This window comes from bacterium (genome assembly GCA_035549195.1).
GTDB lineage: Bacteria > Oederibacteriota > Muellerivitia > Muellerivitales > Muellerivitaceae > DASZRK01.
Genome location: DASZRK010000021.1, coordinates 1 through 16,543, shown reverse-complemented (window position 1 = coordinate 16,543; position 16,543 = coordinate 1). Strand labels below are relative to the sequence as shown.

The following is a 16,543-nucleotide window of genomic DNA, read 5'->3' as shown; positions in this document are numbered from 1 at the left end:
TATAGGAATTTCGGGGGCGAAGTGGACCGAAACCTTAGATCCGTTCCAACCCCTTGGACCCGGCCCATCGGCCCCGGCAAGCCCCCACTAAATAAAGCGATCCGGTGATCAAAAGACCGCGTTCCATTTCCCGCGCCTTTCGGGCCGCCAGATCCAAGGCTTTACGCCAATCCTTGATCCAAAACACCGGTATGCCCTTCCCTTCCCAGACCCGCATGACACGCGAACCTTCCTGTCGGCGGCCGCTTGGCGGCTCCGTGGCGATCGAAAGGGCCGTCCTTCCCGCCAACTTCCCAACGATGCCTTCCACATCCTTATCGGCCAGGAACCCGTTCAGGACCACCCAATGCTTTCCCGGATATCCATGGGCCAAAGCCTCCGACAAGGCTGCCGCCCCGTCAGGATTGTGGGCTCCATCCAATAGGACCAAAGGATCCCGGGAGATGCGCTCGAATCGTCCAGGCCAGGATGCGGCGGACAACCCCTTTTGGATGGTCGCGCTGTCCAGGGAAAGACCCTGGGTCTCCAAGGCCCGGACCCCGGCCACGGCCAGGGCCGCGTTGCCCCTTTGGAACATACCCGTAGCCGGTAGGGTGAAATGGTCCTTGAAGCCCAGCCCGTTCCACCGGAAGCCCTTGGAAGTCGCCCGAAAACGGTAATTGCGCCCCGCCAAAGCCAGCGGCACCCCCAGGGCTTCCGCTTTCCGGTCGATGGTCCCAGCGGCCCTGCGGTCCGGCTGCCACGCAGCGGCGAAGCAACCGGGTTTCAGAATCCCCGCCTTTTCCGCCGCGATGGAGAGGATGTCATCCCCCAGGATCTCCTGGTGTTCCAACCCGACGGGAGCGATGAGGCAGACCTTGGGATCCTCGATGGCATTGGTGGCGTCCAATCTTCCGCCCAGGCCCACCTCCAGAACCACCCAGTCCACCTTCCGCTCGCAGAACCAGAGGAAGGCAAGGGCCGTCAGGGCCTCGAAATGGGTCGGGGAATGGCCCATCCGCCCCCGCACCTTGCCACAGGCCGCCAACACCCGTCGCGAAAGACGCAAAAGGTCCCTTCGAGGTATCCAGCGGCCGTCAACGCGGAACCTCTCCCGAAGGTCACAGAGATGGGGGGAAGTATAGAGCCCGGTGCGTAGTCCCGCCGCCCGGAGGATGGAGGCGGTGAAGGAACAAACGGAGCCCTTGCCGTTGGAACCCGCCACATGGATGACATTCAGCCCCTTTTCGGGGTTCCCCAGTTCCCGGAGCAGGGCTCGGATGGAATCCAGGCCGAAGCGCCATCCGAAACGCTCCAGGGATTCCAAACGTTCCAATGGGCCCACGGAAGGTCCTTTGAATCCAGGATAGGGATAGGAAGGTCAGGCAGCGAAGAACTTCAGGTAATTGCCCAGGGTCTTTTTCATCTGACTGCGGGGCACGACCTCATCCACGAAACCATGCTCATGGAGGAACTCGGCGCGCTGGAACCCTTTGGGGAGCTTTTGGCGGATGGTCTGTTCGATGACCCGGGGGCCCGCGAAACCCACCAGGGCGCCGGGTTCGGCGATATTAAGGTCCCCCAGCATCCCATAGGAAGCGGCCACACCCCCGGTCGTTGGATCGGTCAGGACCGCGATGAAAGGAAGCCCGGCCTCACCCAACCGCGCCAGGGCGGCGGAGGTCTTGGCCATCTGCATCAAGGAGAAGATACCCTCCTGCATCCGCGCGCCCCCCGAGGTGCAGACGATGATCATGCCGATACGGCGGGCGATGGCCCGTTCGACGGCCCGGGTGATCTTCTCGCCCACCACGCTGCCCAAGCTACCTCCCATGAACTGGAAATCCATGATGGCGATGGAAGCGGGCTGCCCGTTGATCTTTCCGACCCCGGTGATGACCCCGTCCTTCATCTTGGCCTTTTCCTGGCCCTTCACCAACTTGTCGTCGTATTCGGGGAATTCCAGCGGGTTCTTGGAGGTGAGGTTCTCATCGAATTCCTCGAAAGAACCCGAATCCATGGTCAGGTATAGCCGTTCCAGGGCGGAGAGCTGGTAATGGTAACCGCACTTGGGACAGACTTTGTAGTTCTTGTCCAATTCCTTGTTGTAGAGGATGGCCGAACAGCCCTTGCACTTGGCATAAAGACCCTGGGGGACCTGCACCAACTTTTTCCCCAAGGCTTTCGTGATGGTTTTTTTCGGTTTTTGATACCAGACCAAGGAAGTCTCCTTTTGACCGTAGGAATGGCCACAGTGGGCGCTTATCTAAGCATTCCGCTCCGGCGGATGTCAACGGGCAAGGCTTGGACGCTCATGAGAGCCCGCAAGAACAAGGCCCTTGCCCCATTTCCACGCGGCCCGACCCCCCACTCCAAAATTCCCGTTATTGAAATAATTTTCGGACAGAAGGGTCAAGTCCGGGCAGAGGTTCCCGCCAAAAAGGCCAATGACCAAAAGAACCTGGGGCCGTTGGAATGGATCCCAGAAATTGCCTTTCCAGGCCTCAACCTCGCCGGAGGGCGGACACGACCCCTGCGCAAAAGCGCCCGACTTGGGCGGCGATCCGGGACTTGGGGGTCCGTGAAATGAGCTGGATCAGGGCGCTGGCGATGATGACGCCCCGCGCGACCTTACCCACCTGGGCGGCCTGGCGGGCATTGGAGATACCGAACCCCACCACGACCGGCGTCCTCAAGCGTTTATCCAGGCTCTGGAGGTCCCGTAGCAGACCGGGAGCTAGGGTCTTTCGCACACCCGTCACGCCGGTCACCGAAACGTAATAAAGGAAGGGAGCCTCCATCGAATCGGCCAACCGGACCCGGGATGCGGGCGAGGTGGGGGCCACGAAAGGGATCAAAGCCAGGTCTTGGGGATCGAAGATCTTCTTCCAGGCCGGGAACTCCTCCAGGGGCAGGTCCGGAATGATGGCCCCATCCCCTCCGGCCCGGACCAAGGCCTCGGCGAAGGCTTTCAGGCCCATTCGATCCACGAGGTTCAGGTAAGTCATGACCAAAAGGGGCTGGTCGAACCCGGCTTTCCTCAGGTCCCGGATGAGCCGGAAAACATCGCGGAATTTGGTTCCCTGGGCAAGGGAACGGAAAGTGGCCTTTTGGAGCGTGGGCCCGTCGGCGATGGGGTCGGAAAAAGGGACCCCCAATTCCAGGGCCGCCGCCCCAGCCCGGAGGGCCGCCTTGGCCGTCTCGAGGGACGAGCGGTAATCGGGATAACCCAGGCAAACATAGGGAAGGAAAAGGGCCCGTCCATCCTGCTGGGCGCGTTGGAAAAGGACCTGGAGTTTCCGGCTCATGCCCGGCCCTTCCCCAGGTCGGCACCCAACCGGTCCAGGACCGTATTGACGTCCTTATCGCCACGACCCGAAAGATTGACGACCAGGATCGACCGTTTGGACATCCGGGGGGCCATTTTGCAGGCTTGGTAGACCGCGTGGGAACTTTCGAGGGCCGGAAGGATCCCTTCGTGACGGGCGAGGGTCTGGAAGGCTTCCAGGGCCTGCTTGTCCGTGACCGATACGTAGGTCGCCCGCCCCGTATCCCTGAGCCAGGCGTGTTCGGGCCCCACGCCGGGATAGTCGAGCCCCGCCGAGATGGAATGGGTCTCGGCGATCTGGCCGTCGGCGTCCTGGAGCACGTAGCTCATGCTCCCGTGGAGCACGCCCGGCTTCCCCTTCCCCATGGTGGCGGCATGGCGTTTGGTGTCCACCCCATCCCCCGCGGCCTCGACCCCGACCATCTTGACCTTCCGGTCCTTGATGAAGGGATAAAAAAGCCCGATGGCGTTGGAGCCACCGTTCACACAGGCGACCAGAAGGTCCGGCAGACGGCCCGTCTTGGCCAGCACCTGGCGCCGCGCCTCCTCCCCCACGACCTTCTGGAAATCCCGGACGATCATGGGATAGGGATGGGGGCCGGCGGTGGACCCGATCAGGTAGTAGGTGTTCCGCACGTTGGTGACCCAGTCCCGAATGGCCTCGCTCATGGCGTCCTTGAGGGTCCTGGTCCCGGCCGAGACGGCATGGACCTTGGCGCCCAACAGCTTCATGCGGAAGACGTTCAGGGCCTGTCGCCGCACGTCCTCTTCGCCCATATAGACCTCGCACTGGAGGCCGAAGAGGGCGCAGACGGTGGCCGTGGCCACCCCATGCTGACCCGCCCCGGTCTCGGCGATGATCCTCTTCTTGCCCATCCGCTTGGCGAGCAGGATCTGGCCCAGGCAGTTGTTGATCTTGTGGGCGCCGGTATGGTTCAAATCCTCCCGTTTCAGGTAGATCCGGGCCCCGCCCAAGGTCTTGGTCAAATTGGCGGCGAAGGTCAGGGGCGTGGGTCGACCGTCGTATTCGGTCAGGTAGGACCGCAGTTCGGCCCGGAACGCCTTGTCCTTGCGGGCCACCGCGTAAGCGGCGGTCAGCTCGGCGAGGGCCGCCATGAGGGTCTCGGGAACGAACTGACCCCCGTAGGGGCCGAAATAACCCCGGGCATCCGGCAAGGAGGGGCCTTTAGAGGGATGGATGGTTCTGTTGGATCTCATTCTTCAATTTTTCCAGTTTTTCTTTGGCCACGGCATGCGCCGGGTCCAAGGTCAAGGCTTTGGTGTACTCGTTCTCGGCTTTATCCACGTAATCCAGGCGGTTGTAGAGGTCACCCAAGGAAAGCGTATAGGAGATGGCCTCGGGGATCTGGTTGTGCCGCAGGTAAAGATCACGCAGGTGCGTCATGGTCTCGGGCGAATCCGGCAACTTGGAGAGGATATCTTTATAGGCGGCGACGGCTTTTTCAAGGTCGACGGGCTCGATCATCTTCTGGACGAGATTGGCCATTTCCCGGAAAGCCCCGGCCGCCTTCTTCGGGTTCTTCTCCCGAACGAAGCCGTTGGCGGCGGTCTCGAACTGTTTGAAGGCCTTTTCCAGGTCGCCCTTCTTGAGGTAGATCTCCCCCAGGGTGGTGTGGACGTTATGGTCATTGGGATCGATGGCGATGATCTTCTCATATTCAATGATGGCCTTATCCCAGCTACCGGTGTGGTAGTAGATGTGGGCCAGCTTGATGATGAGGGACTTCTGATCGGCCATGCGGGGACCTCAGTTCCCTTGGATCGGGCGAAAGGCTTTTCGGGCGTTACGGATGAACATGGAGACTTTGCGGGGGTCTTTCAGGCCCGGACCGGATTCCACGCCGCTGGAAACATCCACCCCAAAGGCGCCGGACCGTTCTGCGGCTTTTTGCACGTTCTCGGGTGTCAACCCACCCGCTAGGATCACTGGGGCCGGAAGGCCAAGAACGGCTTTGCGGGCCCAGGTCGTCTGGAAGGTCTTTCCCGTTCCACCGGGAACGTTTTTATTATAGGTATCCAATAAAAAGGCCGCAACGGGATAGGTCCGAAAGACCCGGAAGGTGTTCGGGCCTTTCATCCGGATAACCTTGATGACAGGGACCTTCAAAGCCCCACAATAATCCGCGCTTTCCCTTCCATGCAATTGGACCGCGTCGAACCCGCAATAAGTGACCGCTTTCTTGACCTGGGACAAGGGCTCATCCACGAAGACCCCGACGCAAAGGAGGCGGGACGGAACGGCTTTCACCAGGCGGCGGGCCCGGGCAAGGGTCAATTTGCGGGGCCCCAGGGACATCTGGAAACCGATGGCATCCGCCCCGGCGCGGGCGATGGCGCGGACGTCGCTTTCCCTTGTCACACCGCAGATCTTGGTTCGGAACATGGGACCCTCCGGTCCTAGGGATCCATCCAACGATCGGATGGGGGTGTCAGGGCATCAAGGCCCGCACAGCCCCTTCCACATCGGGGGCCGTCATGAAAGCTTCCCCCACCAGCACCGCCGAGACCCCCGCCTTTTGCACTTTCAAGCAGTCTTCTTTTTTGAAGATCCCGCTCTCGCTGACCAGCACCGTCCCCTGCGGGCATTTCGGGGCCAGATCGAACGTGGTCTGGAGCGTCACGGAAAAGTCGTTCAGGTCCCGGTTATTGATCCCCAGCAACTTGGGCTGGATGGCCAGGGCCACTTCCAATTCCCTTTCGTCGTGCACTTCGATCAGGCTGGCCATCCCCAGCCCGGCGGCCAAGGCCTTGAGCTCTTTCATGAGGGAGGGGGTCAACATGGCCGCGATGAGGAGGATGGCATCCGCCCCGGCTTCCCGGGCCTCGAGGACCTGGAGCTCATCCACGATGAAATCCTTCCGGAGGACCGGAAGACCGGAGGCCTTCTTGGCCAAGGGAAGGTAGGAAAGGGACCCCTGGAAATAGGGAACATCGGTCAGGACGGACAGGGCCTGGGCACCGCCTGCGGCGTAAGCCTCGGCCAAGGGTTCGATCCGGAAATCCTCCCGGAGAACGCCCTTGGAAGGGCTGGCCTTCTTCAACTCGGCGATCAGGGAGAGCTTGCCGGGTCGTTGGATGGCCGCCGCGAAATCCCGGGCCGGGGCTTGGGAGGCGGCCCCTTCCTTCAGGGAGGCCAATCCCCTTTCCCGCTTCAGGCGCGCGACCTCCTCTTTCTTGGTCTCGGCGATCCGGGTGAGGATGCTCATTGGTGCGAGACCTTTTTGAGCGTCTCCAGGGCCTTCAAGGCCTTCCCGGAATCGATCGAGTCTTCCGCCTTCTTCCGGAAGGACCCAAGCAGCTTCGGGTCCATCTGTTTCATGTCGTTCGCCAAACAGAATCCAATGGCCGCGTTCATGACCACCGCGTCCCTTTTGGGCCCCTTTTCCCCGTTCAAGATCGATTCAATGATCCGGGCGTTGGCCGGCGCGTCGCTCCCCATGATCTCGCTCAGCGGGTGCCGGGGCAGCCCAAAATCCTCCGGTTTGACTGAAAAAGTGGCCTGGGCTTTGTGGTCCGGATTTTGGTCGGGGAAATATTCGCAGATCGTCGTTTCGGCGGCGCAGGAAACCTCATCCAGGCCATCCTTGCTGTGCAAAACGATCACTCTTTCACTTCCCGTGCGGCGAAGGGTATCGCCTATCAACGGAAGGACCGCATCGCTGAAAGCGCCTATGACTTGGCGCCTGACCGAGGCCGGATTGCTCATGGGTCCCAGGATGTTGAAAATGGTCCTGATACCGATCTCTTTTCGATAGGGACCCACATTCTTCATGGCCGGATGGAAATGGGGCGCGAAGAAAAAGGCGATCCCCGCTTCCTTGAGGCATTCTTGAAGGATGCGGGACGGGGCGTCCAGTTTGACCCCCAAAGTGTCCAAAACTTCGGCGCTTCCACATTGGCTCGAGGCCGCCCGATTGCCGTGCTTAGCGACCGCCACCCCACCCCCGGCCAGCACCAAAGAAGCGGCCGTCGAAATGTTGAAGGTCCCCTTGTGGTCCCCACCTGTCCCACAGACATCGATGGGTTCCAGGCCCTCCGTATCCACTTTTTCCATTTTCTCGCGCATGGCGCGGACACTTCCGACCACCTCGTCGGATCTTTCGCCTTTGTAGGCGAGCATCGAAAGATAGGAACCGATCTGGGCGGGAGTGGTTTTCCCTTCCAGTATCTCCAGGACGGCTTCATAGGCCTCTTGTTCGGAGAGGTCCCGTTTTTGGGAAAGTTTGACGAGGGAGTCGCGGATCATGGCCGTACCTTTCAGGGCCCCTCAAAGGGGACGGTTATTCTACCTGGAAGGCTTTCAAAACCAATAGGCCCGGGCAAGGCTCAAAAGTCGAAGAATCGCCGGGCATTGAGGGTGGTTTGGGCGGCGACCTCGTCGAGGGAGAGGCCCTTCACTTCGGCCACCTTCTCGGCGGTGAATTTGACATAGGCGGGTTCGTTGCGTTTTCCCCGGTGGGGCATGGGGGTCAGGTAAGGGGAGTCGGTCTCCACGACCAACCGGTCCAAGGGGATGCGGGCGACCGCGTCGCGATGCTCCTGCCCGTTCTTGAAGGTGACCGGCCCGGCGATGGAAAAATAACAACCCAGCTCCATGAATGGGTCGACGAAGGAAGGTCCCGCCGAATAGCAGTGCATCATGATCTTGAGACCCCGGGCCTTTTCCTGGAGGGTCTTGAGGATGTCCTCGTGGGCGTCCCGGTCATGGATGACGATCGGCAGGGAAAGTTCCCGGGCCAGCTTAATCATCCGGTCAAGGACCTGGGCCTGCTTGGCCCGGTCGGAGGAATGATAGTAATCCAGACCGATCTCCCCGATGGCCTTGGGTGCGGTCTCCCGGGCCAAACGTTCCACTTCGGAAAGTTCGGCCTCGGAAAAGCGGTCCACGTCGGAAGGATGGGCGCCGACCGTGTGAAAGACCCTTCCGGGGTAGCGCGATGCGATGGCGGCCGCCGCCGCCGAGGTCCTCTCATCGGTGCCGATGGTCACCATATATTCGACCCCTGCCTCACCCGCCCGCTGGAGCACAAAAAGTTCCTCCGGCGCCAACCGTTCATCATCCAGATGGCAATGGGTATCGATGAGCATGTCAGCCGGCCGAAGCCATGATCTTTTCGGCCTCAGCCGTCATGGTCCCGCTCAAGGAATCGACGGACCGGGGATCCATCAATTTTTCCTTCTCGACCTCGATGATGGTCCGTTTTTTATCCGGCGTACGGACATAGAAACCGTACTTTCCCTTGGCCAACAATTCGGGATATTCCCGGCTGGAAGTGGCCAGCCACCCCATTTCCGGCTTCAGGTTCTTGGATCTAAAATGCTGGACGATCTTTTTCTTGATGGCATTTTGCGTCGCTTCAATGCCCCCCTCCCCGGAGACCGGGACCTTTTCACCCTCCTCTTTCTTTTCGATCCGGGGGAATAGCGGATTCCCTACCCGGACCTTTTGACCCGGACCGTAAATTCCGGGCCTCTCCGTCTCCGAGAAAGAGTGCCCTTCGACCTTATCCACGAAGCCCAATTGTTCCCAAATGGCCTGCGCCGTAAAAGGCATGAAAGGCGATAACCGGATCGCCGTCACGCGCAGGACCTCCACCAAAGTGAAGATCACCTTTTGGAGTTCCGGCCTTTTGGCCTCGTCCTTTGCCAAATTCCACGGGGCCGATACTTGGATGTATTTATTGGCCGTTTTTATCAATTCCCAATATTGGCCTAAAACCACGTCGAAGGCCAAACGGTCCATGAGCCCGCGCGTTTCTTCCGCCTGGGATTTCCCCGGCATCGCAAGGTCGAAGACCTGGGCCGTGCCCGGGATGGTCCCTCCAAAATACTTTTCGACCATCGTGAGGGTCCGGCTGACCAGGTTCCCCAAATCATTGGCCAAGTCCCCATTGAAGCGGCCCTCAAAAGCCTCCGGGGTGAAGGTGCCATCCAGGCCAAAGACCACTTCCCGCATCAGGTAATAACGCAGGGCGTCGGCCCCATAGAGGCCGATGACGTCCATGGGGCTGATCACATTGCCCAAGCTTTTGGACATCTTCTCCCCGCCCATATTGATGAAACCCGTTCCAAAGACCTTTTGGGGGAGCGGCAATCCGGCGGCCATCAGCATGGTGGGCCAAATGGTGGTATGGAAGCGCAGGATGTCCTTGCCGATGATGTGGACGTCCGCCGGCCAGAATTTCTTATAGTTCTCCCCGTCGGGCCATCCCAGGGCCGAGAGATAGTTGATCAGGGCGTCGAACCAGACATAGATGACCGTTTCCTCAGGGACAGGGGCCGGGATGCCCCACTTCACCGTGGAGCGGGTGATGGAAACGTCGGCCAGACCGGGCTTGATGAAATTGTTGATGAGTTCGTTCTTTCGGCTTTCCGGCTGGAGGAATTCGGGGTGGGCCGCCAAATGATCTTCCAGCGGCTTTTGGAAAGTCGACATCTTGAAAAAATAATTCTCTTCCTTGATGCGCTCGACCGCACGCCCGCAGTCCGGGCAGGTCTTGGTCCCATCAGGACCATCCTTGACCTCCGAATCCAGGAGGAACTTTTCGTCAGGCAGGCAATACCAACCCTCGTAATGACTTTTGTAGATGTAGCCGGCGTCCATGACCTTCTTGAAGAAGGCCCGGGCGGCCTTGCGGTGCTCTTCATCGGTGGTCCGGATGAAACGGTCGTAGGTGATACCTAGCTCGGCCCAGGCTTCCTTGAAGCGTTCCACCACCTGGTCGGCCAATTGCTTGGGTTCCAGGCCCTTTTCCTTGGCGCTCTTGGCGATCTTTTGGCCGTGTTCATCGGTCCCCGTCAAGAAGAAGACCTCGTAACCGTCCATGCGCTTGAACCGCGCCAATACATCCGCGCCCACGGTGGAATAGGCGTGGCCGATATGGGGCACGTCGTTCACGTAATAGATCGGGGTCGTGACGTAAAAGGTCTTTTTGGCTTCCACGGGTTTCTCCGGGTCGTTTTAGGAGGTGGATTTTATCGAAAAGGGAAAGGGGCGGGGCTCTAAATCTGCGTTGAAAGTTCCATGAAGGACGGATTTTCCAAGGAACCCTTCTTCAACCCTTCCCGCAGTTCCAGGAAAAGATGGTCCAGGACCATTTTGGCGCCCAGGTTCTGCTCCAGGATGTCCCGGTGCTTTTGGAGGCAACGCAGGACCTGGTCGGGCGGAAGGGTGGCCAGAGCCCTCGGGATCTCGGCGTCCCCCCGCATCCGGCGGGACCAAAGGTTCGAATAGACCTGGAAGACCGCCCCCAGGACCATCCCTTTTCGCTGGGTGGCCGTCATCTCGGTATCCGGGAGCCAGTCCGGCTCCCAGCCGTCATATTCGCTCCCTAAGGCCAGCCAAAGTCCGTCCCCGCCGCCCAGCGCCCCGTCCATCTCGGAGCAGACCTTCTCCCAGAAAGCGACCCATTGGGGATCCGCCATCCGGAGGGCTTCGGTCAGGTTCCCATTGGACGCCAAGGCCGCCTTCTTGGCCTCGGGCCCCTTCCACCCATGGATATCGACCAGAATCTTTTCGACCTTCGCCACCGCAAGGGCCTGGAACCGGATGATGCGGCAGCGGGAAAGGACCGTCGGGAGGAAATCCCCCGCCTTTTCCGCGAGCAGGATCAGGATGGTATCGGCAGGCGGCTCTTCCAATGTCTTCAGCAGGACATTCTGGGCTTCGATGTTCAACTGGTCGGCATCGGGGATGACCGCCACCTTGAAGGGCGCCGAGAAGGCCGCCTGGTTCAGCTTCTCGGCCAGACGCTTGGCCGTGCTGACCACGATCCCCTGTTTCTTGATATCCTCGCTGACCTCGGTCCAAAAATGGTCCCGTTGGACCCAAAAGAGGTCCGGATGGGTCTTGGAAAGCACCTGCTTGCAGGCGGGACAACCCGGACAGCCCGTTCCCTCCTTGCAGAAAAGGTTCCTCACAAAGGAAACGGCATGGGTCCTTTTCCCCGAACCTTGGGGGCCCAACCAAAGGAAGGAACGGGTCGATGGTTCCTTCAGGAAGGAAAGCAGGAGCCTTTGGGCTTCCGGCTGGCTATCCAGTTCTTCGAGCCTGGGTGTTTCGAAATCAGCCACGGGAACGGCTCCGCTTCAGGGGCAGACGGTCGATGAGCCGCTCCAGCATTTCCTGATAGACCATGGCCTGGCTTTGGGCGGCGTCCAGAAGGACGAAGCGGCCCTTTTCTTTCCGGGCCAGTTCCAAGAACACTTTACGGACCCTCCGATGGAAGGCCAAAGCTTCCCGCTCCATGCGGTCCTTTCCTTTCCCACGGCCCATGGCCCTCCTCAGGCCCACTTCAACGGGAAGGTCGAAAAGAAGGGTCAGATCGGGCTTCAATCCGCCCGAGGCCGTCTCGTTCAGCAAGGACAGGCGCCCAAGCTCGAACCCGCGCCCCCCGCCTTGATAGGCCAGGGTTGAATCGGTATAGCGGTCGCAAAGGACGACCTTCCCCTCGGCCAGGGCTGGCTCCACGACCTCCTTCACGTGCTGGGCCCGGTCGGCCAAGAACAAAAAAAGTTCCGTCTCGGGCATCAGGTTGTAGTCGAGCTTATTGAGGATCCAATGGCGCAATTGGGTGCTGAGCCGGGACCCGCCCGGCTCCCGGGTCACCAGATGGGGGATGCGGTGCTCCCGGAGCACCTTGGCCAGCAAGCCCAATTGGGTGCTCTTCCCGGACCCCTCGGTCCCTTCGAACGTGATGAACAATCCCTTTTTCAATGGCTCCCCCGTTGGTTCAAAGGGCTCTCACTTCGCCGGTCTCCATGACATAGGCCCCGTAATCCGTGTTGGGCCTCTTGCCTCCTGCCTGGGCGATCAGGGACGCCAATTGTCCGCGGTGGTAATGGGAATGGTGGGACACATGGACCAGGATGTTCTGGACCGATTGTTCGAACTTTTTCCCCTTCAAGTTTTGATAGGCCAGTTGGGACCGCATGCCCTCCGGGGTCAACCCGGACAGATAACCCTTCCATTTTCCATGGAGATCCTCCAGTTTTCTCCGGCTTTCGGCCAGGCTGTAGGGTGGGTTCGGGTCCGTGAAAGTGGACAGGTCTTCCTTCATCAGCCGGGCCAGCCAGACATCCAGGGCAAAGAGGATGTGGGCAAAACCCTTGATCGCCTTCTCGGGCGGGTCCGGCATATCCTCCAAAGCCTCCAGGAAAAGACCGTTCGCCCAATGGTCGTATTCGAAGTTCTTGCGGAATTGGTCCAAAAGCGGATCGGACATGGGAAACTCCCGTGGAAAGGTGGCTTATGTTAACCCCACCCAGAGGGCCGGAAAATAAAAAAGCCCCCCAAGGCGGCGCCTTGGGGGGCTAAGAACGACCGAATTACTTGACCTCGACCTCGGCGCCCGAATCCTTGAACTTGGCGACGATGGCATCGGCTTCCGCCTTCGGAACGCCGGTCTTCAGGGGTTTGGGGGCCCCATCCACCAGGTCCTTGGCTTCCTTCAAGCCCAAACCGGTCACTTCGCGGACGACCTTGATGACGTTGATCTTCTTGGCCGCATCCACGGTCTTCAGGTTCACGTCGAAAGTGTCCTTCGCCTCGGCGACGGCGGCGCCACCAGCACCGGGGGCGGCGGCCACGGCCACGGGGGCGGCGGCGGAAACACCGAACTCGGTCTCAAGGGCCTTCACCAGCTCGTTCAGGTCCAGGACGCTCATCTGCTTGATGGCGGAAATGAAATCGTCTTTCGTCATAGTAGCCATTGTTTCTTCTCCATTTTTGATCGTTGCGTCCCGCGTCCGCGGGACAGGTTCGTAAATAGTTTAAGCGGTCTTGGCCTTGGAATCGGCCACGGCCTGGAGCGCGTAGACCAGTTTGCGGGCCGGACCGGCCAGGACCTGGACGATGCCGTTCACGGGCGACTTCATGCTGCCCAGGGCTTTCGCGATCAGGACCTCGCGGCTCGGAAGGTTCGACATGGCCTTGATCTCATCGAAGGAGACCTTTCGGCCGTCCATCCATCCGCCCTTGACCGTCAATTTTCCGTGGTCCTTGGCGAACTTGGTGAGCACCCGGGCCGGGGCCACCGCATCCTCCATCGCGAGCGCGATGGCCGTGGGGCCGGCGAACATGTCGTCCAACACCGTGATGTCGCATTGGTTCAGCGCGATCCGGGCCAGGTTGTTCTTCACCACGTGGTATTCCACCTTGGCGTGGAACAGTTTGGCGCGAAGATCGGTCACTTCCTCCACTGTCAATCCCGCGTTGTTCGTGACGACGGCGGCCTTGGCGACCTGGACCTTCTTCTTCAGTTCTTCGACGGCCTGCACCTTTTCCGGTTTCGGCTGACGCTTTTGCGTTTGGTTCAAAAAAATCACCACCTATCTGGTTCTGATTTTCTCGGATCATGGGAAAGGGTGTTCGGGGGCCTAGGCCCGCCAAAAGAAAAACCCCTCACCCGAAACGACCGGATGAAGGGCATGGGGAATGGACCAAGCGGTCCTTACCTTGAGCTTCCACATCGCGGGCATCTCGGCAGGCCTTCCATTAAGGCCGGCGCTTCCGCGCCAGCCGCCTGCTGTCTTCGATCACCGAGGCCCGGCCTTTAGGACCGGACCACCTTCGGGCTCTTCACCCCAAGGTTTTGACCCTCCCCTTTTCGGGGAAGGGCGCAAACTATATCACTTGGCCGTGGATTTTGTAAACTCCCCGGTATCCACCTTGATCCCAGGACCCATGCTGGAGCTCAAATTGGCCGAGATCAGGTAGGTCCCTTTGGCGGAGGACGGTTTCACCGAAACCAGGGTCTTGATCAGGGTTTCGGCGTTCTGGCGGATCTGTTCCTCGTTGAACTGGATCTTGCCGATGCCGGCGTGGCAGATCCCCTGGTCGTCCACCCGGTATTCGATCTTACCGGCCTTGATCTCCTTGACGGCCGTGCCCACGTTCGGGGTCACGGTGCCAGCCTTGGGGTTGGGCATCAAACCCTTGGGACCCAGGACCTTACCCAGCTTACCGGTCTCACGCATGATGTCGGGAGTGGCGACGAGGACGTCGAAGTCGAGGAACCCACCGGCGATCTTCTCGATCAGGTCGTTGTCCCCGGCGAAGTCGGCCCCGGCGGCCTCCGCTTCCTTGATCTTCTCGCCTTTGGCCAGGACAGCCACTTTGAGGGTCTTCCCTGTCCCGTTCGGGAGGGAAACGGTGCCGCGGACCTGTTGGTCGGCTTTCTTGGGGTCCACGCCGAGCCGGATGTGGAGCTCCACGGTCTCATTGAACTTGGCCGGAGCGGCCTTTTTCAACAGTCCGACCGCCTCGGCCAAGGGATAGACCTTGGTGCGGTCGATCGACTCCAGGTTTTTACGATGCCTTTTGCTTGCCTTCTTCGCCATATTTTCCTCCCGTGGTTCGAACGCCTCGCCCGAAGGGCGGAGCTCCCACAGTGATTGCCGTCGCCCTCGCGGGCTTCCGGTTACTTCGCGATCTCGATGCCCATGCTGCGGGCGGTGCCTTCGACCATGCGGATGGCCGAGTCCAGTTTCTGGGCGTTCAGGTCCGGCATCTTGGTCTTGGCGATCTCCTCGACCTGCTTCATGGTGACCTTGCCGACCTTGGTCTTGTTGGGGACCGCGGCCCCCTTGGGGATGCCGGCCGCCTTCAGGAGGAGGACCGAGGCTGGAGGGGTCTTCGTGATGAAGGTGAAGCTACGGTCCTTATAGATGGAGATGACCACCGGGATGATCAACCCGTCCTGCTTTTGGGTGGCGGCGTTGAATTGCTTGCAGAATTCCATGATGTTCACGCCGTGCTGTCCCAAGGCGGGGCCCACCGGGGGCGCCGGATTGGCCTTGCCGGCCGGGATCTGCAGTTTCACCATCGCGTTCAGTTCTTTTGCCATGACCTTGACCTGCTACTTTCTGGATTTTTGGCCCCGACCTTGGCCGGGCTCAAAGTTCGCTATTCCTTCTCGATCTGGTGGAACTCCAGTTCCACCGGGGTCTGGCGGCCGAAAATGGTCACCATGACCTTCACTCTTTCGCGCTCAGGGTTGATCTCCTCGACGCTTCCCGAGAAATTCGCGAAAGGCCCGTCCATCACCTTCACCAAGTCACCCTTCTCGAACTGGCTCTTGAGGGCCCGGCGTTCGCGGCGCTTCCCGATATGTTCCAGGATCGCCGTGACCTCCTCGTCCGGAAGGGGGATGGGCTTGTTGCCCGACCCCACGAAGCTGGTGACCTTGGGGGTATTGCGCACCACGGACCAGGAATTCTCATCCATGTCCATCTCCACCAGGATGTAGCCCGGGAAGAACTTCTTGTTGGTGATCCGCTTCTTCCCCGCCCTGGTCTCCGTCACCTCTTCCGAGGGGATGAGGATCTGGAAGATCTTGTCCTCCATCTTCATGGACTTGATCCGGTTCTCCAAGTTGGTCTTCACCTTGGCTTCATAACCGGAGTAGGTATTGATCACGTACCAGCGCTTGGACATTGGAAAGGGTCCCTCTCTTTAATTCTTAGTGCTGCTTCACGACAAAAGCGACGGCAGGGGCTAGGACGCTGTCATAGGTGAAAAGGACCACCATCAGGAAAACGATGGTGATGCAGACCACCGCCGTGGACCCTTTGATCTCGTCCCAACCCGGCCAGGAGATCTTGTTGAACTCCGACCGCGCCTCGGAGAAAAAAACCTTCAAGTTCTGGAACATCGTTCGCTCTTTCCTCGTTTCTCGCCGGCCCGGATGACCGGGCCCTTTCCACACGACTGGCAGGGCAGGCAGGATTCGAACCTGCAACGCGCGGTTTTGGAGACCGCCGCTCTACCATTAGAGCTACTGCCCTATACAGTTTCCCCTTTGACCATCCGGGCTTACGGCCCCGAACACCGAAAACTGTACCTCCCTCATTTCCCCCACCGGGATCCGCCCGGCTTCGCACAGGAAAACGAGGGTATGGATTACTTGGTCTCCTTGTGCAGGGTGTGCTTGCGGCACCACTTGCAATACTTCTTGATCTCGACCTTCTCCGGCTTTTTGCGCTTGTCCCGGGTCTTATTGTAATTGCGCCTTTTGCACTCGGAACAGGCCAACGTGATTTGCTCGCGCATGGGTTATCTTTCCCTCGTCCTTTTTTACTCGATGATCTGGGTGACGACGCCGGCGCCCACGGTGTGGCCGCCCTCACGGATGGCGAAACGCAGTTCCTTCTCCATCGCCACCGGCACGATCAACTCGATCTCCATCGTGATGTTATCCCCGGGCATCACCATCT

The 16,543-nt window shown here is 59.9% G+C and carries 21 protein-coding genes and 1 tRNA gene; all 22 read right to left on the bottom strand.

What is annotated here, in order from left to right; translation table 11 throughout:
- Window positions 1–34: 34 nt before the first annotated feature.
- Entirely contained in the window at window positions 35–1,324 is a 1,290-nt protein-coding gene (locus VHE12_06280; protein HVZ80397.1) for a folylpolyglutamate synthase/dihydrofolate synthase family protein, read from the bottom strand.
- A 36-nt stretch (window positions 1,325–1,360) separates the two neighbouring features.
- The gene (gene accD / locus VHE12_06275; GenBank protein HVZ80396.1) at window positions 1,361–2,200 is read right to left on the bottom strand and encodes an acetyl-CoA carboxylase, carboxyltransferase subunit beta; all 840 of its coding nucleotides are present in this window, start codon (window positions 2,198–2,200) and stop codon (window positions 1,361–1,363) included.
- A 283-nt stretch (window positions 2,201–2,483) separates the two neighbouring features.
- On the bottom strand, window positions 2,484–3,287 hold the full coding sequence (gene trpA, locus VHE12_06270) for a tryptophan synthase subunit alpha (protein HVZ80395.1): 804 nt from the start codon (window positions 3,285–3,287) through the stop codon (window positions 2,484–2,486).
- Entirely contained in the window at window positions 3,284–4,525 is a 1,242-nt protein-coding gene (trpB, locus tag VHE12_06265) for a tryptophan synthase subunit beta (protein HVZ80394.1), read from the bottom strand. Before trpB ends, trpA begins: the two co-directional genes overlap by 4 nt.
- On the bottom strand, window positions 4,494–5,066 hold the full coding sequence (locus VHE12_06260; protein ID HVZ80393.1) for a tetratricopeptide repeat protein: 573 nt from the start codon (window positions 5,064–5,066) through the stop codon (window positions 4,494–4,496). The genes trpB and VHE12_06260 overlap by 32 nt, the downstream gene beginning before the upstream one ends.
- A gap of 9 nt (window positions 5,067–5,075) precedes the next feature.
- The gene (locus VHE12_06255; protein ID HVZ80392.1) at window positions 5,076–5,711 is read right to left on the bottom strand and encodes a phosphoribosylanthranilate isomerase; all 636 of its coding nucleotides are present in this window, start codon (window positions 5,709–5,711) and stop codon (window positions 5,076–5,078) included.
- Window positions 5,712–5,757: 46 nt separating this feature from the next.
- A complete protein-coding gene (gene trpC, locus VHE12_06250) occupies window positions 5,758–6,534 on the bottom strand; it encodes an indole-3-glycerol phosphate synthase TrpC (protein HVZ80391.1) in 777 nt (258 codons plus the stop codon).
- Window positions 6,531–7,574, bottom strand: coding sequence for an anthranilate phosphoribosyltransferase (gene trpD, locus VHE12_06245; GenBank protein ID HVZ80390.1), 1,044 nt, complete (start codon window positions 7,572–7,574; stop codon window positions 6,531–6,533). The genes trpC and trpD overlap by 4 nt, the downstream gene beginning before the upstream one ends.
- An 80-nt stretch (window positions 7,575–7,654) precedes the next feature.
- The gene (locus tag VHE12_06240) at window positions 7,655–8,416 is read right to left on the bottom strand and encodes a TatD family hydrolase (GenBank protein HVZ80389.1); all 762 of its coding nucleotides are present in this window, start codon (window positions 8,414–8,416) and stop codon (window positions 7,655–7,657) included.
- Between the two features lies 1 nt (window position 8,417).
- Window positions 8,418–10,271: a methionine--tRNA ligase gene (gene metG, locus VHE12_06235; GenBank protein ID HVZ80388.1), complete on the bottom strand. Its 1,854-nt coding sequence runs from the start codon at window positions 10,269–10,271 to the stop codon at window positions 8,418–8,420.
- Window positions 10,272–10,330: 59 nt separating this feature from the next.
- Window positions 10,331–11,401 carry a hypothetical protein gene (locus VHE12_06230; GenBank protein HVZ80387.1) on the bottom strand — a complete coding sequence of 357 codons (1,071 nt, stop codon included), beginning with the start codon at window positions 11,399–11,401 and terminating at the stop codon, window positions 10,331–10,333.
- Window positions 11,394–12,044: a dTMP kinase gene (gene tmk / locus VHE12_06225; protein HVZ80386.1), complete on the bottom strand. Its 651-nt coding sequence runs from the start codon at window positions 12,042–12,044 to the stop codon at window positions 11,394–11,396. Before tmk ends, VHE12_06230 begins: the two co-directional genes overlap by 8 nt.
- Before the next feature lie 16 nt (window positions 12,045–12,060).
- Window positions 12,061–12,552, bottom strand: a complete 492-nt coding sequence (locus VHE12_06220) for a DinB family protein (protein HVZ80385.1) — start codon at window positions 12,550–12,552, stop codon at window positions 12,061–12,063.
- Between the two features lie 103 nt (window positions 12,553–12,655).
- Entirely contained in the window at window positions 12,656–13,030 is a 375-nt protein-coding gene (gene rplL, locus VHE12_06215) for a 50S ribosomal protein L7/L12 (protein HVZ80384.1), read from the bottom strand.
- A gap of 69 nt (window positions 13,031–13,099) precedes the next feature.
- Entirely contained in the window at window positions 13,100–13,645 is a 546-nt protein-coding gene (gene rplJ, locus VHE12_06210) for a 50S ribosomal protein L10 (protein ID HVZ80383.1), read from the bottom strand.
- A 312-nt stretch (window positions 13,646–13,957) separates the two neighbouring features.
- Entirely contained in the window at window positions 13,958–14,668 is a 711-nt protein-coding gene (gene rplA, locus VHE12_06205; protein ID HVZ80382.1) for a 50S ribosomal protein L1, read from the bottom strand.
- 80 nt (window positions 14,669–14,748) lie between these two features.
- Window positions 14,749–15,174: a 50S ribosomal protein L11 gene (gene rplK, locus VHE12_06200; protein HVZ80381.1), complete on the bottom strand. Its 426-nt coding sequence runs from the start codon at window positions 15,172–15,174 to the stop codon at window positions 14,749–14,751.
- Between the two features lie 59 nt (window positions 15,175–15,233).
- A complete protein-coding gene (gene nusG / locus VHE12_06195) occupies window positions 15,234–15,764 on the bottom strand; it encodes a transcription termination/antitermination protein NusG (protein ID HVZ80380.1) in 531 nt (176 codons plus the stop codon).
- Window positions 15,765–15,789: 25 nt separating this feature from the next.
- Window positions 15,790–15,981 carry a preprotein translocase subunit SecE gene (gene secE, locus VHE12_06190; GenBank protein ID HVZ80379.1) on the bottom strand — a complete coding sequence of 64 codons (192 nt, stop codon included), beginning with the start codon at window positions 15,979–15,981 and terminating at the stop codon, window positions 15,790–15,792.
- 57 nt (window positions 15,982–16,038) lie between these two features.
- A tRNA-Trp gene (locus VHE12_06185) sits at window positions 16,039–16,114 on the bottom strand.
- A gap of 115 nt (window positions 16,115–16,229) precedes the next feature.
- Window positions 16,230–16,379 carry a 50S ribosomal protein L33 gene (rpmG, locus tag VHE12_06180; GenBank protein ID HVZ80378.1) on the bottom strand — a complete coding sequence of 50 codons (150 nt, stop codon included), beginning with the start codon at window positions 16,377–16,379 and terminating at the stop codon, window positions 16,230–16,232.
- Window positions 16,380–16,403: 24 nt separating this feature from the next.
- The coding region (gene tuf / locus VHE12_06175) for an elongation factor Tu (protein ID HVZ80377.1) at window positions 16,404–16,543 on the bottom strand (140 nt) is incomplete at its 5' end.

Excerpts from the sequence above, each read along its gene's own strand:
- rplL (HVZ80384.1), bottom strand. The coding sequence starts at position 13,030 with ATGACGAAAGACGATTTCATTTCCGCCATCAAGCAGATGAGCGTCCTG.
- rplA (HVZ80382.1), bottom strand. The coding sequence starts at position 14,668 with ATGGCGAAGAAGGCAAGCAAAAGGCATCGTAAAAACCTGGAGTCGATC.
- nusG (HVZ80380.1), bottom strand. The coding sequence starts at position 15,764 with ATGTCCAAGCGCTGGTACGTGATCAATACCTACTCCGGTTATGAAGCC.
- VHE12_06220 (HVZ80385.1), bottom strand. The coding sequence starts at position 12,552 with ATGTCCGATCCGCTTTTGGACCAATTCCGCAAGAACTTCGAATACGAC.
- VHE12_06240 (HVZ80389.1), bottom strand. The coding sequence starts at position 8,416 with ATGCTCATCGATACCCATTGCCATCTGGATGATGAACGGTTGGCGCCG.
- trpA (HVZ80395.1), bottom strand. The coding sequence starts at position 3,287 with ATGAGCCGGAAACTCCAGGTCCTTTTCCAACGCGCCCAGCAGGATGGA.
- trpB (HVZ80394.1), bottom strand. The coding sequence starts at position 4,525 with ATGAGATCCAACAGAACCATCCATCCCTCTAAAGGCCCCTCCTTGCCG.
- secE (HVZ80379.1), bottom strand. The coding sequence starts at position 15,981 with ATGTTCCAGAACTTGAAGGTTTTTTTCTCCGAGGCGCGGTCGGAGTTC.
- trpC (HVZ80391.1), bottom strand. The coding sequence starts at position 6,534 with ATGAGCATCCTCACCCGGATCGCCGAGACCAAGAAAGAGGAGGTCGCG.
- VHE12_06255 (HVZ80392.1), bottom strand. The coding sequence starts at position 5,711 with ATGTTCCGAACCAAGATCTGCGGTGTGACAAGGGAAAGCGACGTCCGC.
- trpD (HVZ80390.1), bottom strand. The coding sequence starts at position 7,574 with ATGATCCGCGACTCCCTCGTCAAACTTTCCCAAAAACGGGACCTCTCC.
- VHE12_06260 (HVZ80393.1), bottom strand. The coding sequence starts at position 5,066 with ATGGCCGATCAGAAGTCCCTCATCATCAAGCTGGCCCACATCTACTAC.
- rpmG (HVZ80378.1), bottom strand. The coding sequence starts at position 16,379 with ATGCGCGAGCAAATCACGTTGGCCTGTTCCGAGTGCAAAAGGCGCAAT.
- rplK (HVZ80381.1), bottom strand. The coding sequence starts at position 15,174 with ATGGCAAAAGAACTGAACGCGATGGTGAAACTGCAGATCCCGGCCGGC.